At 76.5% G+C, this 18665-nt stretch carries 10 protein-coding genes; 5 read left to right on the forward strand and 5 right to left on the reverse strand.

Annotated features, from left to right (window positions below):
• The first annotated feature begins 120 nt into the window (after positions 1–120).
• From ACVW07_RS08380 to ACVW07_RS08400, 5 genes are all read left to right on the forward strand, one after another.
• Positions 121–2829 carry a LuxR C-terminal-related transcriptional regulator gene (locus ACVW07_RS08380; RefSeq protein WP_456818791.1) on the forward strand — a complete coding sequence of 903 codons (2709 nt, stop codon included), beginning with the start codon at positions 121–123 and terminating at the stop codon, positions 2827–2829.
• Positions 2830–2900: 71 nt separating this feature from the next.
• A complete protein-coding gene (locus ACVW07_RS08385; protein ID WP_456818792.1) occupies positions 2901–3164 on the forward strand; it encodes a hypothetical protein in 264 nt (87 codons plus the stop codon).
• Between the two features lie 11 nt (positions 3165–3175).
• The gene (locus ACVW07_RS08390; protein ID WP_456818793.1) at positions 3176–3943 is read left to right on the forward strand and encodes a DUF4386 domain-containing protein; all 768 of its coding nucleotides are present in this window, start codon (positions 3176–3178) and stop codon (positions 3941–3943) included.
• A gap of 100 nt (positions 3944–4043) precedes the next feature.
• Positions 4044–5009 (forward strand): hypothetical protein, encoded by a 966-nt coding sequence (locus ACVW07_RS08395; protein WP_456818794.1) that lies wholly within the window; start codon positions 4044–4046, stop codon positions 5007–5009.
• 49 nt (positions 5010–5058) lie between these two features.
• Positions 5059–6744: a protein kinase domain-containing protein gene (locus tag ACVW07_RS08400; protein ID WP_456818795.1), complete on the forward strand. Its 1686-nt coding sequence runs from the start codon at positions 5059–5061 to the stop codon at positions 6742–6744.
• 16 nt (positions 6745–6760) lie between these two features.
• Here ACVW07_RS08400 and ACVW07_RS08405 read toward each other — a convergent pair whose 3' ends face one another.
• From ACVW07_RS08405 to ACVW07_RS08425, 5 genes are all read right to left on the reverse strand, one after another.
• Positions 6761–8986, reverse strand: coding sequence for a transglutaminase domain-containing protein (locus tag ACVW07_RS08405; RefSeq protein ID WP_456818796.1), 2226 nt, complete (start codon positions 8984–8986; stop codon positions 6761–6763).
• 68 nt (positions 8987–9054) lie between these two features.
• Positions 9055–10230, reverse strand: a complete 1176-nt coding sequence (locus tag ACVW07_RS08410) for a DUF58 domain-containing protein (RefSeq protein ID WP_456818797.1) — start codon at positions 10228–10230, stop codon at positions 9055–9057.
• Between the two features lie 44 nt (positions 10231–10274).
• On the reverse strand, positions 10275–11243 hold the full coding sequence (locus tag ACVW07_RS08415) for an AAA family ATPase (RefSeq protein WP_456818798.1): 969 nt from the start codon (positions 11241–11243) through the stop codon (positions 10275–10277).
• A complete protein-coding gene (locus ACVW07_RS08420; protein WP_456818799.1) occupies positions 11240–14200 on the reverse strand; it encodes a fibronectin type III domain-containing protein in 2961 nt (986 codons plus the stop codon). Before ACVW07_RS08420 ends, ACVW07_RS08415 begins: the two co-directional genes overlap by 4 nt.
• The gene (locus ACVW07_RS08425; protein ID WP_456818800.1) at positions 14197–18567 is read right to left on the reverse strand and encodes an FtsK/SpoIIIE domain-containing protein; all 4371 of its coding nucleotides are present in this window, start codon (positions 18565–18567) and stop codon (positions 14197–14199) included. Before ACVW07_RS08425 ends, ACVW07_RS08420 begins: the two co-directional genes overlap by 4 nt.
• Positions 18568–18665 lie beyond the last annotated feature (98 nt).

Below are 18665 nucleotides of genomic sequence, written 5' to 3' on the forward strand. Positions count from 1 at the left end.
TAACCCCGCCTTCTGTACCGGTCAAGAGATGGCGGTCCTCGCTCCGCGTCGGTACACGGGCGAGGCTCGAGACTCTGGCACCATCAGTCGGTGGCCCGGACACCGACCGAGGAGATGGTCATGGCTGGCCCGCTGCTCGCGACCAAGCTGCACCTCCCCCGGCGGCGCCGCGCGGAGGTCGCACGGTCACGCCTGATCGAACGCCTCGCTCCAGGCTGGGAAGCTGCTCTCACGCTCGTCTCGGCCCCCGCCGGGTTCGGCAAGACGACCCTGCTCACCGCCTGGCTGACCGACCCTCCGACCGACCCGCCGTCGGGCCGGTCCGTCGCCTGGCTGGCGCTCGACGCCCGGGACAACGACCCTGCCGTGTTCTGGACCTACGTCGTCGCCTCCCTGCAGAGGGCCGCACCCGGCGTCGGCGCGCAGGCACAGGCACTCCTCGCGTCCGGCCAGGCTCCGGTCGACACCGTCCTGGCCACGCTCGTCAACGACCTGGACGCCCTGCCCGGAGACCTGGTCCTGGTGCTCGACGACTACCACGTCATCGAGACGCCCGAGCTGCACGAGGGGCTCGCCTTCCTCCTCGACCACCTCCCGTCGCAGGTCCACGTCGTGGTCGCGACCCGCGCCGACCCGCCGCTGCCGCTGGCCCGGCTCCGCGCCCGCGGCCAGCTCGTCGAGGTCCGCGCCGCCGACCTGCGCTTCACGCTCGACGAGGCCGGCGCCTACCTCGACGACGTCATGGACCTGACCCTCACCCCTGCCGACGTCGCCGCCCTCGAGGGCCGCACCGAGGGCTGGATCGCCGCCCTCCAGCTCGCCGCGCTCTCGCTCCAGGGCCGCGACGACGCCACCGGGTTCATCGCGGGGTTCGCCGGGGACGACCGCTACGTCGTCGACTACCTCGTCGAGGAGGTCCTGCAACGCCAGCCCGCGCACGTCCGCGCCTTCCTGCTGCAGACCTCGGTCCTGAGCCGGCTGACCGGTCCCCTGTGCGACGCCGTCACCGGCCAGGACGACGGCATCGCCACGCTCGAGTCCCTCGAGCGGGCGAACCTGTTCCTCGTCCCGCTCGACGACCGCCGCCGGTGGTACCGGTATCACCACCTGTTCGCCGACGTGCTGCAGGCACACCTCCTCGCCGAGGAGCCCGATCGCGTCGCCACGCTGCACCGGCGCGCGAGCGACTGGTGCGAGCAGCACGACGACCAGCCCGAAGCGCTGCGGCACGCCCTCGCCGCCCGGGACTTCGGGCGCGCCGCCGACCTGCTCGAGGTGGCTCTCCCGGCGATGCGCCAGGAACGCCGGGAGGCCACCCTCCGCCGCGCGCTCGACGCCCTGCCCGACGACACCGTCCGCGCCCGCCCCGTCCTCACGCTCGCCGCCGCGGGCGTCCGCCTCCAGCACGGCGAGCTCGACGGCGTCGAGAAGCACCTGCGCGACGCCGAGGACTGGCTGGCCGGAGCCGACGCGCGAGCAGCGGACCCCGAGCTCCTGCGCACGGTCCGGGCCGGGGCTGCCCTCTTCCGTGCGGCACAGGCGACCGTCCACGGGGACGTCGCCGGGACGATCGCCCACGCACGGCGCGTGCTCGAGGTGGTCGGCGACGAGGTCCCGCTCGAGCGGGGCGCCGCTGCCGGGCTGCTCGGGCTCGCGTACTGGAGCCTCGGCGACCTCGACGCAGGTCACCGCTGGTGGGTCGAGTCCGTGGCCGCCCTGGAGACGGCCGGTCACCAAGCCGACGTCCTCGGCGGCTGCATCGCGCTCGGCGACATCCGGGCCACGCAGGGTCGTCTCCGCGACGCCGCGGGCGCGTACGAGAAAGGGCTGCGGATCGCGACGCAGCACGGTCCGCCGCCGCTGCGAGGCGCCGCGGACATGCACGTCGGACTCAGCGTGCTGCTGCGCGAGCGTGACGACCTCGAGGCCGCCCGCAGCCATCTGCGGACCAGCCAGGACCTCGGCGCCCCGGCAGCCCTGCCACAGAACCGGCACCGGTGGGGGGTCGCATCGGCGCGGGTCCGCATCGCCGAGGGCGACCTGGCCGGCGCGCTCCGGCTGCTCGACGAGGCGCAGGCCGCGTACGTCGGCGACATGTTCCCGGACACGCAGCCGGTCGCCGCGTGGCGTGCACGGGTCCGCATCGCGCAGGGCGACCTCTCCACGGCGCGAGGCTGGGCACGGGACCGCGGCCTCACGGCCGACGACGAGCTCACGTACCTGCGCGAGTTCGAGCACGTCACGCTCGCGCGGCTGCTCCTGGCCGAGCACGCGGCCGAGCACGCGACCGAGCCCACGGCCGAGCACCGTGCCCATGCCCTCGACCTGGCCGGTGCGCTGCTCGGCCGGCTCGCCCCGGCGGCCGAGGGCGGCGGGAGGACCGGCAGCCTCATCGAGATCCTGATGCTCCAGGCGCTCGCCGCCCAGGCAGGCGGCGACCTCCCGGGAGCGGTGACGTCACTGCGACGCGCGCTCGCACTCGCCGAGCCCGAGGGCTACGTCCGGGTCTTCGTCGACGAAGGCCCCCGCCTGACCGCCCTGCTGCAGGCCGTGTCCCCGCACGGCGCGTACGTCCGCCGGCTGCTGGACGCCCTGAGCACCAGCTCCACCCCCGAGGCGGGCCCGAGCCTGGTCGACCCCCTGAGCCCGCGCGAGCTCGACGTGCTGCGACTGCTCGGCGGCGACCTCGACGGCCCCGGCATCGCTCGCGAGCTCGTCGTCTCGCTCCACACCGTGCGCAGCCACACCAAGGCCGTCTACGCCAAGCTCGGCGTGACCAGCCGCCGGGCCGCGGTCCGGCGCGCCCGCGAGCTCCATCTGCTGCCCTGACGCGGGTTCACCACCACAGATCACCAGGTGTGGTGATCCGCGCTCACCAGGTCCGCCCGTACGTTCCGGGCATGCCGACGGACGAGCAGGCACCCGGGTGCTACGAGATCCGCGTCCAGGGTCGTCTGGACGCGCGATGGGGCACCTGGTTCGAGGGCATGACGCTCAGCGACACCCGCGACGGCGTCACGGTCATCCAGGGTCCCGTCGTCGACCAGGCCGCGCTCCACGGCCTGCTCCAGAAGCTGCGCGACCTCGGCCTGCCGCTGGTCTCGGTCATCCCGACCACCGGCCCGTCCCACGCTGTCGTTCCCGCACCGCGCCAGACCCTCTGAGGAGAACCGCCATGCCCAGCACCGACCGCCCCCGCACCCCGATGACCTCCACACGCCGGACCGCTCTCGTCGCCGGAGCGCTCTACCTGCTCACGTTCGTCTCGATCCCGACCCTGGCGCTGTACGCGCCGGTGCACGAGCCCGGCTACGTCTCCGGACTGGGACCCGACGGCCCCGTGATCCTGGGCGGCGTGCTCGAGCTGGTCGTGGCGCTCGCCTGCATCGGCACCGCCGTCGTGCTGTACCCGGTGGTCAGACGGCAGGACGGCGCTCTGGCGCTCGGCTTCGTCGGCACGCGGATCCTCGAGGCCGCGACCATCGTCGGCGGCGTCGTCGCCCTGTTCTCCGTGGTGACGCTGCGGCAGTCCGGCGTCGGCCCGGCAGCCGACGTCACCGGCCAGGCGCTCGTCGCCCTGCACGACTGGTTCCGGATGGGGCAGGCGTACCTCCCGGCGTTCAACGCGCTGCTGCTCGGCACGCTGCTGTACCGGTCGCGCCTCGTGCCGAGGGCCCTCCCGACGCTGGGTCTGGTCGGGGCGCCGCCGCTCGTCGTCGCGAGCAGCGCGCAGATGTTCGCCGGCAGCGACTCCCCGATCTGGGGGCTGCTCGTGCTCCCGATCGCGATCTGGGAGCTGTCCCTCGGCGTGTACCTCGTCGTCAAGGGCTTCCGGCCCTCGCCCATCACCGCGGCGATCGACTCCGCCGCCAGCGCCACGCCCACGACCGGGTCGCCGTCCGACGACCACGCCCTCGCCGCGTCCGCGGGACGGTCGCGCTGACCGCAGGGCACGCGCCGGAACGTTCCACCCCGGCGCCGCTCGACGCATCGTGCGGTGCTCGGGGAGGCTCGGCGCGGAGCGAACGACAGGAGGGGCTTCCATGAGCACCGGGTTGCACGGGGCCGACACCGACGCGCTGCGCACGCAGGCGGTCGCGCTGCACGACGCCGCACAGACGCTGACCGCCTGCGCGCAGCGGACGGGGCGGGACCTCGACGCGGTCGTGTGGCGAGGGGCGGACGCCGACCGCACGCGGGAGCAGTGGCGCACGGAGCACGCGCGCTCGCTGTTGACCTGTGCGGTCAGCCTGGAGGGGGCCGCGCGCCGACTGCTCGACGAAGCGGCGGAGCAGGACCACGGGAGCGGTGTGTCCGGCGGGTCCGGCTCCGCGGCGACGACCGGCGCGTCCGGCGCCGCGCCGACGACCGGCGCCGCCGGCCGGACGTGGAAGGAGGTCCGAGCCGACGTCGACCTCGCGCACGACATCGCCGACACCGCCTTGAAGTGGATCGGGCGGGCGACCAACGCCACCGACGCGGTGCTGATGGCCGGCGCCGCGTCGCGCTGGACGAACATCACGCGGGAGGCGTCGTACCGCGTGCTCGACCGGGCGCACGGCATCATGCAGGGCGCGCACATCGGTCCCGCCGTCGGCGGTGTGCTCCAGGGCGCCGCCGCGCTCGGTGTCGCCTCGAACGTGTACGGGGTGTACCGCGCGCACACGACGGGCGACCTGCACGGGACCGTCAACAACGCCGTCTCCGCGGTGCTCGGCGCCGGTGGGTTCGTCCCCGGGCTCGGCCTCGCGAGCACCGCCCTCGGCGCCTCGTGGGACGTCGGGACCGCGGCGGGCACGACCATGAACGACGCGATGCAGGGCACCGCGTTCGGCGACCGGTTCTCCGCGCGGATGGACGGCGCCTTCGAGGTGGGCGGCGCCTGGGGCATGCTCAACACGCCGGGTGCGCTGCTCGTGACCGCCGGCGAGGAGGTCGGGCTCGCCGCACAGGGGCTGTGGGACGGTGTCACCCGGTCGGGCAGCGGCACCGTCGGCCCGCCCCAGTAGTCTCGCTCGCGGGTGCGCGGACGTGCCGGACACCCGAGGACGAGGAGCGATGGACGACGACGAGCTGTGGGCGCCCGCACCGACCCGGACCGCCCCGCCCACCGTCGACCTCGGTCTGCCCGGCTACACCGACCTCCGCGAGGTCGCCCGAGGTGGCGACAGCGTCGTGTACCGCGCGCGGCAGGCGGCGCTGCACCGGGACGTCGCCGTCAAGGTGCTGCTCGAGACGGATCCGGCGACCGTCGCGCGGTTCGCGCGCGAGCTCGAGCTGACGGTGCGCCTCGGCCGCCAGCACCCGCACATCGTCACCGTCCTCGACACGGGCACCACCGCGCAGGGCCACCCGTGCCTCGTCATGGACTTCCACGACCTCGGGTCGCTGCACGACCGGCTGCGCGCGCACGGCCCGCTGCCCGTCGCCGAGGTGGTCGCCGCGGGGACGGACGTGGCCGACGCGCTCGCGTTCGCGCACCGGCAGGGCGTGCTGCACCGGGACGTGAAGCCGCAGAACGTGCTGCTGCTGCCCACGTCGTACGTGCTGACGGACTTCGGGATCGCCCGCATGGCCGACGCGGGGCACACGGCCTCGCTCGAGCGGTTCAGCTACCGGCACGCGTCGCCGCAGGTGCTCGACGGGCTGGAGCCCGTGCCTGCCGACGACGTCTGGTCGCTCGGCTCGACGCTGCACACCCTGCTCGACGGCCGCGTGCCGTTCGCCTCGCCCGACCCGGGCGACGACACCGCGCTCGGGTACCTGCGCAGGGTCCGGACGGGAGAGCGTCGACCGCTGGACCGCGCGGACGTCCCTGACGGCCTGCGGGCGATCCTCGACCGGTGCCTCGCCCCGGCCCGCGAGGACCGGTACCCGTCCGCGGACGACGTGCACGCCGCCCTGGTCGCGCTCCCCACCGAGACGCGGTCGTGGACGCCCGGGCCGGCCGCCGCCGCCCCGTCGACGGGGGAACCGGGCCCGCCGGCCGCTGTGCCACCCGGCACCGACACGCCCGTCCCCGTCCTGACACCCGACGTTCCGGCGCCGGACCGCACCGCGGCCGGCGCGCTGCGCGGGGTCGAGCTGCCGCCCGTCCAGCCGGAGGACGACCACGTCCTCGCCCCCTCGGCACTGTCGCTGCTGGCTCCCCCGCCCGTCGTCCCGGACGACGACGAGGCCACGGGCCTGCACCCGGAGGCGGCCGGGACGGCGCGCCCCGCGGGCGAGCCCGACGTGGACCGCGGCGGGCCCGCGGGATGGGTGCGGGTCGCCGGCTTCGTCGGCGGGGCGCTCCTCGTCGGCAGCGCCGTGGGTCTGGGCGTCACGCTGTGGGCGTCGAGCCAGCGGCAGGCCACGACCGCGACGGGGCCGAGCGCACCACCGACCGCCGCGATCGTGCCGAGCCAGGACGCGACGGCCGCCGGGGCGAGCGCCCCCGCTCCGGACCTCGCCGCGACGTCCGATCCCGCGATCGCGCCGACGGACGTGGTGGCCGTCGACCAGGGCACGAGCCTCGACGTGAGCTGGTCGGACCCGACCGGCGGCGCCGTGCAGTTCGTGGTCGTCGACCCGTACGCCGTGCCCGGCCCGCGGGCGCTGGCGCAGCTGGCTGCCGGTGTCACCGGGTACACCGTCGAAGGGGTCGACCCCCAGGCAGCAGCGATGTGCGTCCAGGTGCTGGCGATCGCCGTCGACGACGTGGAGCACCGCGGGGTCTCGCCCGAGGCCTGCGTGCAGCGCTAGCGGCCCGCGGCCGTCGTCACCCGCGCCCGCGCGCGCGGCGGAGGTGCCATGGTGCCGGGCCGACCCACCAGGCGGCGCGGCGGTGCCACGGCACACCCGCGCGCAGCCGACGCTCCACGTCGAGCGCCGCCCGCCACGCCTGGCCGTCGACGCCGCCGTCCGGCAGCTCGACGAGCGTGGTCCGTCCGAACGCCGCCTGCTGGGCCGCGTCCGCGAGCGGTCGGGCGGGTACCCCGGCCAGGTGCTCGATCCGGGCGGCGAGCAGCTCGGCGGTGTGGGTGGCCTCCGCCCGGCCGACCCGCAATGCGAGCGCCTCGGCGGCGTGCTGCCAGGCCCCGACCACCCCCGACCCGCGCAGCCGGCGACGATGCGCGAGCCTGGCCAGCCCGGCCGCCGCCAGGACCACGACGAGCCCGGCCATCACCATGGCGGTCACGACGAGCGCCACGAGGCCCCACGGCACCTGCCCGGTCTCGTCGCCGTCCTCCGAGCCCGGCGACGCGCCGGACCCGAGCCCGTCGGACGGGGCGGCGTCCGACGCCGGTTCCTGCACGGGCTCGGGCGCGAGCTCGCGCGCCGGTGCAGGGAGCCCTGCCGCGCTCGCGGCGTCGGGCGCCGGATCGAACCGCACCCAGCCCGTGCCGGCGAGGTACACCTCCGCCCAGGCCCGCACGTCCTCGCCGTGCACGTCGCGCAGCGGGCCGTCGGCGGCGGCACCACCCGGCACCCGGAACCCGACGACCACCCGCGCCGGAAGGCCGACGGCCCGTGCGAGCACCGCGAACGCACCCGCGAACTGTTCGGTGGTCCCCACCTGCCCGCCGGCCGAGGCATCGGCGAACAGGAACTCCCGCAACCGCGCGTAGGACGACCCGCTCACGGCGTCGGCGGCGAGCGCCCGCTCGCCCCGGACCGCCTCGGCGAGGCGGTCCGCCTGGTCGAGCCGGGACCGCGCACCGGCGACCGCGTCCTGCGCGTACGCCCGCACGTCGGACGGCAGCCCGTCGACCCGCAGGTAGCGCTCGACCTCCGGACCAGCGGGAACCCCGGCCCGCGCGGCGCGGGTGGCCTCCGGCAGGTCCACCGTCGCTCTCACCCGGTAGGACAGCCCTGCGGGGAGGCGCCCGTCGGCGGTGGCGGGAGCGGCCAGGACCCCGGTGTCGACGTCCGTCAGCGCACCCGGCACGGTCGTCGCGCTCGCGTCCCCCACGGACGGCAGCCACGTGCCGGGCGACCCGGACGGGCCGGCGAGCCCGACGAGCTGCACCTCGACATCGACCCTGCCACGCACCGCACCCGGCGCGAGCGACGGCTCGACGACCGAGCCGAGCTCCCGCAGACGGAGGTCGGCCGACCAGCCGGTGCCGTCGAAGTCGGGCAGCGCCACCCACGTCAGGTAGCCCGGATGGGTGCCGCCGACCCGCAGGACCGTCGCGTCGGCGTCGGACTGCCAGCGGGAGACCTCGCTGAGCGGGTGCACCGCGTCGACGGGGACCTGCGGCGGCACGACGTGCACGCGCGGCTCGAACGCGGCGCCCGTGACCGCGGCACCGCTCGCGAGACCCGCCGTCGAGACCAGCGCCACCAGGACGAGCCCGGTCACCCCGCTCGCACGCCACCGCGCCCGGTGGGCCGGCAGCGCGCGCCCCAGCAGGGGCTGGCCACGCTCGGCCACCAGCGCGTCGCCGTCGAGCAGGAGCCAGCCGGCGACGCTCAGTGCGACGAGGCCGACGCCCACCGGGCCGCGGTCGGCCGTTCCTGCGGTCAGCAGCAGCGCGGCGCCGTACAGCACGCACGCACCGACGAGCGGGGCGACCCGGGCGGACGCGCCGCGGCCGAGAGCGAGCGCGACCCCGAGGGCGACGACCGTCGCGAGCAGGACGACCGGCAGCGCCAGAGCAGGTGCCGCGGGTCGCGGCGCGGTGAGCAGCCGGGCCACCGTGTCCGCGACCGGCCCGAGGACCTGCCCCGCGCCCGTGGTCCTCCGCCAGGACCCGGCGTCGACGAGCGGTGCCGCCGCGGTCGTGCGGGCCATGGCCGTCGCGGCGACGAGCGCGCACGCCACGACGGCGACGGCGACGGCCGCGTCCGGGATGCGCCAGCGGCGCGCGAGAGCCACGACGCCGAGGACGGCGAGCACCACGCCGCCGACGGGCAGCAGCACGGCGGGCGACGTGAACGCCTGCGCGAGCGGCACGCTCGCCACCAGCAGCAGCGACGCCGCCCACAGGGTGAGCGCCACGCCGGGTCCCGGCGGGACGGAGCGCGTCGACGACCCCGTCGACCGGTCGGCCGGCCTCGTCGTCGCCGTCATCCCGCAGCCACCAGGTCCCAGCCGCGCAGCAGGTCCTCCGCACGTGGCCCGCGCACGACCACGGCGGCCTCCGCGGTGCCGAGCACCCGGTCGGGTGCGGGGTCGACGACCAGCACGACGGTCGTCGCAGCCCCACGCCCCGCCAGCAGCAGCGGCGCGAGGGCCGCGCCCGTGCCGGTCACGACGGCGAGCACGTCGATCGCTGCGGGCCCGGCCGCCGACAGCGGCGCGAGAGCGACCGGCGACGTCTCCAGCGGGTCGGTCGGCGCCCCCGTCGTGGCGGCGAGCGTGAGCGCATCGAGCGACCGGCCGGCCCCCCACGACGGCCCGTCGCCGCCCGGGGGACCCGCCGGCAGATCGAGGTCCACCGACCCCGACGCGGTGACGCAGCGCACCGGGACGCCGGCGTCGACGCAGGCCCGCACGAGCGACGCGGCCACGTCGACCGCCTCCTCGAAACCGTCGTCCGCGGGCTCGACGGGGTAGGCGGCCGACCGGTCGTCGAGCAGCACGGTCAGGTGCGCCTCGGCCGGGTCGGCGTCGTCCCGCACCATCGGGACGCCCGCCCGTGCGCTACCGGCCCAGTGCACCCGTCGCAGGTCGTCACCCGGCACGTACTCGCGCATCCCCACCAGGTCGGTGCCGCCGCGCTCGACGCGCGCAGAGCCGCCCTCGTGCCCGCGCCGGCGGCCCAGGGGTGGCCCGTCGACGGCGAGCACCCGGGGCGTCACCCGCAGCGTCGACGACCCGCCCAGCAGGTCCCGGGAGCGCACGAGGTCGGCGGGCGCGCGACGTTCGAGGACGAACGGCCCCACCGTGACGAGCCCACGGCGGTCGGTCGGCACCGTCACCTCCACGTCACCGGACTCCCCGGGGGTCAGCCGCCGCGGCACCAGCGCGACGTCCCGGCCGGCGACCTGCTCGACGCCTGCCACCACGAGGGGCATCCACCGGGACGCGTTCCGCAGCTCGAGGTGGGCGACGGCACGCCCTCGACGCGGCGTGCTCGTCGCGAGGAGCCGGTGCGTGACGTCGAGCGGGGCCGGGGCCACGAGCGCGACCGTCGCCGCGACGACGAGCCCGACCGCGGCGACCCCGAGCGCCACGAGGCCGGGGTATCCCGCCAGCAGCCCGAGCCCCAGGGCGACCAGCCCGACGAGCGTGAGACCCACGCCACGGGCCGTGGGGTGCAACCGTCGCAGCCTCACGGGGCGACTCAGACCGCCACCGGACGCGGCACCTCGACGGCCTCGACCGCCGTGGCGACGACGTCCGCGGCACGCACGCCCTCGAGCATCGCCTCGCGCGTCAGCATCAGCCGGTGCTCGAGCACCGCGTGCACGACGCGCTGCACGTCGCTGGGCACGACGTAGTGCCGGCCCTGGGCGGCAGCCTGCACCTGCCCCGCGCTGACGAGCCCGCGCAGCGCCCGCGTGCTCGCGCCCAGCCGGACGCGCGGGTCGCGCCTGGTCGACTCGCCGATCGCGCGCACGTACCGCAGCAGCGGGTCGGCGACGTGCACGGCCTGCAGCCCGCGGATGGCGGCGCCGACCTCGTCCGGGTCGGTCACCGCGGGCACCGCGGTGATGTCCCCGGCCGTCGACCCCGGGCGCAGGACCGCGACCTCGTGCTCCGCGTCGGGATGGCCGAGCGCCACCCGCACGAGGAACCGGTCGAGCTGGGCCTCCGGAAGCCGGTACGTGCCGTCGAGGTCGACGGGGTTCTGCGTGGCGACGACGAGGAACGGGTGCGGCACCTCGTGCGTGACGCCGTTGACGGTGACCGTCCGCTCGGCCATCACCTCCAGCAGCGCGGACTGGGTCTTCGCGGCCGCGCGGTTGATCTCGTCGGCGAGCAGCACGTGCGTGAAGACCGGGCCCGGCCGGAAGCGGACGTAGCCGTGCGCGGGGTCGAGCACCGTCGTGCCGGTCACGTCGGCCGGCAGCAGGTCGGGCGTGAACTGGATGCGTCGCGACGAGCCGCCGAACGCCGCCGCGACGGCCCGAGCCAGGGTCGTCTTGCCGGTGCCGGGCACGTCCTCCAGCAGCACGTGCCCGCCGCTGAACAGCGCGGCGACGACGAGCTCGACGACCGGCCGCTTGCCGTGGACGGCGAGCTCCACGGCGTCGACCACCCGGTCGTGCAGCACCCGGAAGTCCGCGACGGTGCTGGTGAGGTCGGTCATTCGGAGCTCTTTTCGGCGAGACGGGCCCGGGAACGGGACCGGGTGCGGGAACGGGACCAGGAGCCGTCGGCCCGCGCGGCGCGCAGCCGCGCGAACCGCAGCGCCCCGGCGACGAGCACGAGACCGGCGCCACCGGCGACCAGCGGGGGCCGCTCGTCGCCCTGCGGGAGCCGGGGCGTCCACGGGATCGGCACCACCACGACGTCGGCGCCGACGGCAGAGGCCTGGCACACGTCGGTGTCCGGGTCGCACAGCGGCCAGGTCCGGCGTGACGGCACCGGCGCGGTCGCGGGTGCGGACGCGACGCGGACCCCGTCCACGTCTTCCGCGTACACGGTCACGGTCACCGACCCGACGGAGGTGAAGAAGCCGAGGGAGTACTCGGTGGCGGCGCAGCCGATCGGCTCGGAGGTCTGCGGACCGTCGGACCGCGTGACCTCGATCGTGCAGCCGCCGGTGTGGTCCACCCAGCTCTGGGGCGGGGCCAGTCGCGCGCTCATCTCGAAGGCGGGCTCGTACTGGCCCGGCACCTTGACGTCGATGTGCTCGACAACCTCGTCGCCGTCCTGGGGCCACCAGACCGGCGGGGCCGGGCGGATGTCCACCGTCGCGCTCGTCGTCGGACCGTCGCCGAGAGCGTTGCGCGGCGTGACGTTCATGGTGAACGGGCCGCCGCTGGTGCACAGCGGCTCCCCGGTGCACCGCTCCCGGATCACGTAGGACGTCCCGGTCGTCGACACCGACCCCGACACGCCGCCGGCGGCCGACCAGGTCACGAGGTACCCGGTCAGCGGCGAGCCTCCGTCGTCCGGCACCGTCCAGGCCAGCGTGACCTGCACGTCGTCCCGGCCGCCCGCGATCTGGTAGTAGGACGCGAGGAAGTTGGACGGCCCCAGGTCGGTGGCGCCCGGGGGGCCCGGGACGGTGATCGGCGCCGACGGCAAGGACGACGACGACTGGCCCCCACGGACCGCCTGGACGACGAACCGCACACCGTCACCCGGTGGCAGCGAGCGCAGCACGATCGACGTCGCGGTGCCGGCGGCCGTCGTCGTCGAGCCGCCCAGGGGCCCGACGAGGTACGAGTCGACGTCGCCGCGGGTCGCGGTCCACGACACCGTCACCGAGCCGTCGGCGTGGGCGGTCGCGGACACGCCCGTCGGTGCGTTCGGCGCCCGTTCCGGGCACTCGTCGGTCTTCACCACCGCCGACTCGGCGGACGCGGACCGTCCGTCGTCGGTGACCGCCTCGACCGTGACGAGCAGCGACGTGGCGCACGTGAGCCCTGCCAGGGTGGCGGTCGTCGCGTCGCCCGCGACCGTGACGGGCGCCGCCCCCCCGGCGGAGGCGCGCACGACGTGCCGGTCCGGCCGGGGCGAGCCGGCGCGCCACGTGACGGTCGCGTCGGTGATCCCGTTCGACTGCAGCGGTCCCAGCCGCACGGTCACCGCGGACGGGCGTCCGACGGCCGGGGCGGACGGCGACGGGGACGGCGACGCGGACGACGACCGGGACTGCCCGCCGGACGGCGACGCCGCCGGACGCGGGCTCGCGGACACGTCCGGTGCTTCCGTCTCGGCACGGTCCCCGGTGGTGGGCGCCAGCGGCTCGCCCGACGTCCCACCGGGGAGGTGCGGCAAGGGCAGCGGCACGTCCGGTAGGGACGGCTCGGGCGCGTCGCTGCCCGGGGCCTGCGGCGCCTCGTCGGGCGCTCCTCCGTCACGTCCGGGCTCGCCGTCGCCGCTCCCGCCGGGGTGCTGGTCCCGGCCCGGAGCCCGCGCGGCCGCTGGACCCGTGGACGGGTCGTTCGGGTCGTGCACCGCGACCTGGCCGCGGCCGGTGTCGATCACCCGGGTGGTGCCGTCGGTCTCGACCATGACCGCTCGACCGCCGTCCTCGGTCTGCACCACGAGGTGGCCGTCGTCGACGAGCAGGCGCGGGTCCCGGCCACCGGGCACCACGATGTCCGGTCGCGCCCGGGCACCGTCGGGCCGCAGCACGATCACGCGGCCCGCACCCTCGCACGGCACATAGACGAGGCCGGCAAACACGGCGGGCCGACCCGGACGCTCGCAGCCGAGCGCGCCGACGCGGATCTCTCGGATCCGGTCACCGGCGAGCAGCACCACCGTCGAGCTGTCCGGCAGGCCGGCGGGTGCCAGGTTCGTCGGTGACCCGTCGGCGGGCAGGACCGTCCCGTCGAGGTGCGGCACCGCGACCGAGAGGTCCCGGCCCGCTCCGACCTGCAGCACCGCTCCCCCGTCCGGCGCGAACACCGTGACCCCGTGGTCGTGCGGCAGCAGCCGGGTCCCGGGTCCGCCCCCGCGCACGGTGCTCTCGCCCGTCTCGAAGGCGCGGTCGCGCGGACGCCACGTCAGGGACAGCAGCCGCCCGGCCGACGTGACGGCCCACACCGTGCCGCTGCGGTCGACGACGACGTCGACGAGCTCCGCACCGACCCGGTACGGCGCACCGAGGTCACGCAGCGTCAGCGCGTCGACCGCGCGGACGACGCCCGTCGAGGGCGTGACGAGGTACGCCTGGCCGCCGCCGACGAGCACCCGCATGCGCTCGTCGGACCGCCGCTGCCCGCCCGTCAGCAGCGTGGCGAGGTCGATGCTCGTGACCGTGCCCGTCCGCCCGTCACCGACGACGAGATGACCGTCCTGCTGGCTGACCTCCAGGTCGGCACCCGCGCCGGCGACCGTCAGCCGCCGCTCCGCCCGGCCGGTGCCGGGGTTGACCTGGACGAGCTGCCCGGTCTGGTCGTCGGTCAGCCACGTGACGCCGTCGGACATCGTGACGACAGAGCTCGCGGCCCCGGAACCGAGCGCCGCGCCCAGCACGAGCGACGCGCCGAGGATGGCGACCCCGGTCTCGGTGTAGCCCCGGTCACCGCCTGTGAGCCATCGCCTCAGGGAGCGCCCGGCCTGCGGCGTGGTGGACGAACGGCTCAACGGACGGCCTCCCGGTCGACTGGCGCAGATAGTACCTGGACAACTCGGACAGATCCGGCACTGACCAGAAGGCCGCGTCCGACGCCCGAGGACGGCTCGTGGGTGTGCATGGGGATCGTGGCGCCGACGAGGGAGCCGTCCGCCAGCTCGGGCGAGAGCAGGACGGCGCGCCGGGCCCGACGGGCGGCCGAGACGGGACCGGCGACGTGCTGGCGCGCCCGGGCCTCGTCGGGGTCGGCGGCGACCACGACGGCGAGGCGGAGCGTCGCGGCACTGTCGACGACACGCGCCAGGAGCTCGACGAGCCTGCGCTCGTCACCTCCGCGTTCCCAGCCCCGTTCCCACTCGTGCGCGTCGTCGACGAGCAGCACGCGCCAGCCGCCGTCCGGCGGGACGGGCCCGCCCAGCAGCCCGTCGAGCAGTTCCAGGACCGCTGCGGGCTCGCTCGCGACGACGTCGACGCCGGAAGCCGGCGCCGCGCGCGGCCCCACCAGGTGCACGGCGTCGGGCGGGTGGGTCGCCCGTGCGGACACCTCGGCGAGGCCGAGGAGGAACGACGTCCGCCCCGAGCCGCCCCGGCCGAGGACCAGCAGCGGGCCCCCCAGGAGCGGCAGGACGACGCCCGTCGCGAGGTCGCCGTCGACGCCCAGGCACACGTCGTCGCGCACCGGCGCCGGGACGAGGTCGACAGGCACCCGGGTGGGCATCGCGGGCACCGTCACCGGGGGCTGCGCGGCGTACCGCTCCGCCTCCCGTGCGGCCACCGCGCGCAGCAGCGCCGCCTGCCGCGGGCTGCCCGCGCCACCGACCGTCGCCACCTGCACCTCGGTCCGCCCGAGCAGGCCGCGGCCCGCCGGTGTGCGGTCGTCGAGCACGGACTGCGGGACGCCGAGCACCTGGTAGTCGTCGACCGTCGCCATCCGCAGCACGAGCCGCTGGCCGAACGCGGCCGCGAGCGCCGACGGCAGGCCCGTGCGGCGCGGGGTCGTCGCCGTGACGTGCACGCCGCAGCGCCGGCCGTCCTGGAGGACCGCGAGCAGGTGGTCGACGTGGCCGCGGCGCAGCGGACCGCCGCCCTCGAGGTGCTCGACGAGCTGCGGAAGGTTGTCCACCAGCACGTGCACCCGCGGCAGGACGACGCCCGTGGCGGCGAGCGCATCGACGTCGGCGGCGCCGTGCCGCGCCAGGAGCGCGTTCCGTTCCGTGAGGGTGCGGTGCAGCATCCGCAGCAGGCGGGTGACGCGTTCGGGCTGCTGCTCGACGACGACCGAGCCGACGGACGGCAGCACCTCCACCGCCGTCAGGCCGCCGCCCGCGGCGTCGATCCCGTACACGAGGGCGGGTGCGTGGTCGTGCGCGAGCGTCGCGGCGACCGCGACGGTCCGCAGGAGCTCGGTCTTGCCGCTGCCCGACGCGCCGTGCACGAGCAGGTGCCCGGCACGCGCGTAGTCCACGAGCAGGGGACGCTGCGCCTGCTCGCCGGGGATGTCGGCGATCCCGACGGCCAGTGCGCCGGGCGTGGGGACGCACACGTGCACGTCGTCGGCCACGCCCGGCACGGCCGCCTCGTCGCCGGCGTCCGCACCGAGCAGCAGCGCACCGGGCGCACCCCCGGCGAGCACGACCTCGTCCGGGAGCGCGGGCAGCCAGGGGCGCTTGGGGGCGGCGTGGCCCGACCGCACGAACGCCTCGCCGACGGTGAGCACGAGGCGCTCGAGGTCGGAGCGCTCGTGCACGCGGCCCGCCCTGCCCGTCGCGGTGCCGTCCGAGCGCGCGGAGAACGCCCGGACCTGCACGGCCGCCGTCTCGTCGAGCACCGGTTCGTGCGCTCCCACCCACGCGACCTGCACGAGCTCGCGCGTGCCGTGCCCCGTGCGCCGCAGCCACGCCCGGCCGGGGGTGCGGCGCGACAGGTGCGCGGCGTCGGGTGCCTCGACGACGTCGGTCGAGTCGTCGGTGGACGCCATCCGCAGCGCGATCCGCAGGTCGGTGTTCGCCTTGATCTGGGGCGTGACGACACCGGCCGGGCGCTGGGTGGCGAGCAGCAGGTGCATGCCCAGCGACCGGCCGCGCTGCGCCACGTCGACGACGCCGTCGACGAACTCGGGCACCTCGGCGAGCAGCGCGGCGAACTCGTCGACGCAGATGAGCATGCTCGGCGGCGCGACGTCGGGACGCAGTCGCTCCAGCGCGACGAGGTCCTTGGCGCCGTGCTCGGCCAGCAGGTGCTCGCGCCACGTGAGCTCGGCACGCAGCGACACGAGGGCCCGCTGCGCGAGCGCGGGCGTCAGGTCGGTGATGTAGCCGACGGTGTGCGGCAGGTCGGCACACTCACGGAACGCCGCGCCGCCCTTGTAGTCGACGAGCAGGAACGTGATGCGCGACGGCGGGTTGTTCGTGGCGAGCGAGCACAGCAGGGTCTGCAGCAGCTCGGACTTGCCGGAGCCGGTGGTCCCCGCGACGAGCCCGTGCGGCCCGTCCTCGCGCAGGTCCACGGTGACGACGCCGTCGGGGCCCGCGCCGAGCTGCGCACGCAGCCCGGTCGACGACGCCCACCGGCCGACGACGGCGGACGCGTCGTCGGGGTCCTGCAGGTCGGAGCCCAGCTCCGGCAGCCGCACGGAGCCGGGCAGCGCGGAGTCGGGCGGCACCACCGCGGCCTCGTCCCGGAACGCCGTGAGCGTGCGCGCGGTCTGCCAGGCGGCCGCGAGGTCCAGCTCGTCCGCCTCGACGACGGCGTCGTCGCCACCCCGGTCGCGACGGCGCACGAGCCCCGCGTCGAGGTCGAGCAGGACGTCGGTGGCGGACGGCACCCGGTCGGCGTCGCGGCCGACCCACACCAGGTGCAGCCCCCGCTCGGCGCCGGCCTCCGCGGCGGCCTCCACGGCTCGCCGCGGGACGCCCGCGCCCTCGTCGACGAGGCACACGACGTGGCCGCGCGCCCCGTCCCCCGCCACCAGGGAGTCGAGCAGGCCGGCGCCGTCGGTCGCGCCGACGGCCACCGGCGGGAGACCGGCCACGCGGTTGGCGGTGTGCGGCAGCCACCGCAGCCACGTCTCCACGTGCGCGCTGTCGGGACCCAGGACGGCCGCGACGGTCACGTCGGTCGGTGAGTGTGCGGTGGCGAGACGGACGAGCAGCGCACGCACGGCGGCGTCGGCGCGGTCACGGTCGGCGCACGTCACGGCGACGACCCGGTGCCCGCCGAGGACGAGCGGGACGGGGTGGAGCGGCAGCACGGACCGCGTCTCCAGCTCCTGGACGGCCAGGTCGCGCTGCACCCGGTCGCCCCCGCGCGCCACCGAGCCGGTGACGAGGGCCGGGCGAGGTCCGCGGCCGACGCGCACGTGCAGGAAGTCGGCGTCGTCGAGGCGTCGCGCCCACGTGCCGGGGTGCCGCCCGGCGACCCGTTCGCGCACGGTCACGAGATCGGGTTCGTCCTGGTCCGCGCGCTCGCGCTGCACGGCCGCCGCCGCGTCGAGGCGGCCGGCCACGTCGTCGAGGTCGACCCGCCACGCCCGCAGCTGGGCGTCGTGCTCCGCGCGCTGCTGCCGGCGGGCCACGACGTGCTGGACGGCCATCATCGTGGGGAACCCGAGCATGAACACCAGCGAGAACGGGCTGCGGTTCATCGCGAACATCGCGCCGCCCAGGACGACCGGCATGAGCATCATCGGCCAGGGCATCGGCACGGGACGCGGCGCCGCCGGCGGCGCGGGGACCTCCAGCACCGCGGGCTCCAGCCGCGCGCCGAACCGGGGCGGACGCACCACGCCGACGTCGGCGGGCAGCGGTTCGGCGTCACCGCGGTGGACCTCGAACGTGGTCCGGCCCACCTCGACACGCTCGCCCCAGCCGACCGGCCGGGCCCGGAGCACGTGCTTGCCGGCGACGCGCGTGCCGTGCGCGGAGCCCTCGTCGCTCACCACGACACCGCCCGTGAGCAGGATGCGCGCGTGCACGCGGGACACCAGCGGGTCCGTCAGCCGGACCGTCGCGGACGCGCCTCGTCCGACGGTGAACGCGTCCTGCTCGACGTCGATCTCGCGGCCGGCGTCCGGTCCTGCCACGACGCGGACGCGGGCGCGGACCGGCCGGCGCCCTCCGGGGCGGTCGAGCCAGGAGGCCGGCACGGACGCGACCGGGACCACCGCGCCGGTGCTCAGCGGCGCCTGCACGAGCGGCAGGCCGGCAGGCCACGGCGTCCCGTCGGTGGTGGGCGCCAGCAGCGTGCCGGAGCCGGCGCCGAGGTGTGCCGCGAGCGCACGGGCCAAATCGGCGACGCGCGCGTCGGGGCGCGCGACGACCTCGACGTCGACGGGGCGCAGCCCGCTCTCGCGGGTCGGCTGGAGGGTGAGGCGCCACATGGTCGGTGCTCCGCGGATCGTCAGGGTGGATCGTCGGGGTGGATCGTCGAGGGCGGACGGTCGGTGGTCCGCGTCCGCGGGTGCGGGCGCGGACCACC

The sequence above is a fragment of the Cellulomonas sp. URHB0016 genome (genome assembly GCF_054057935.1).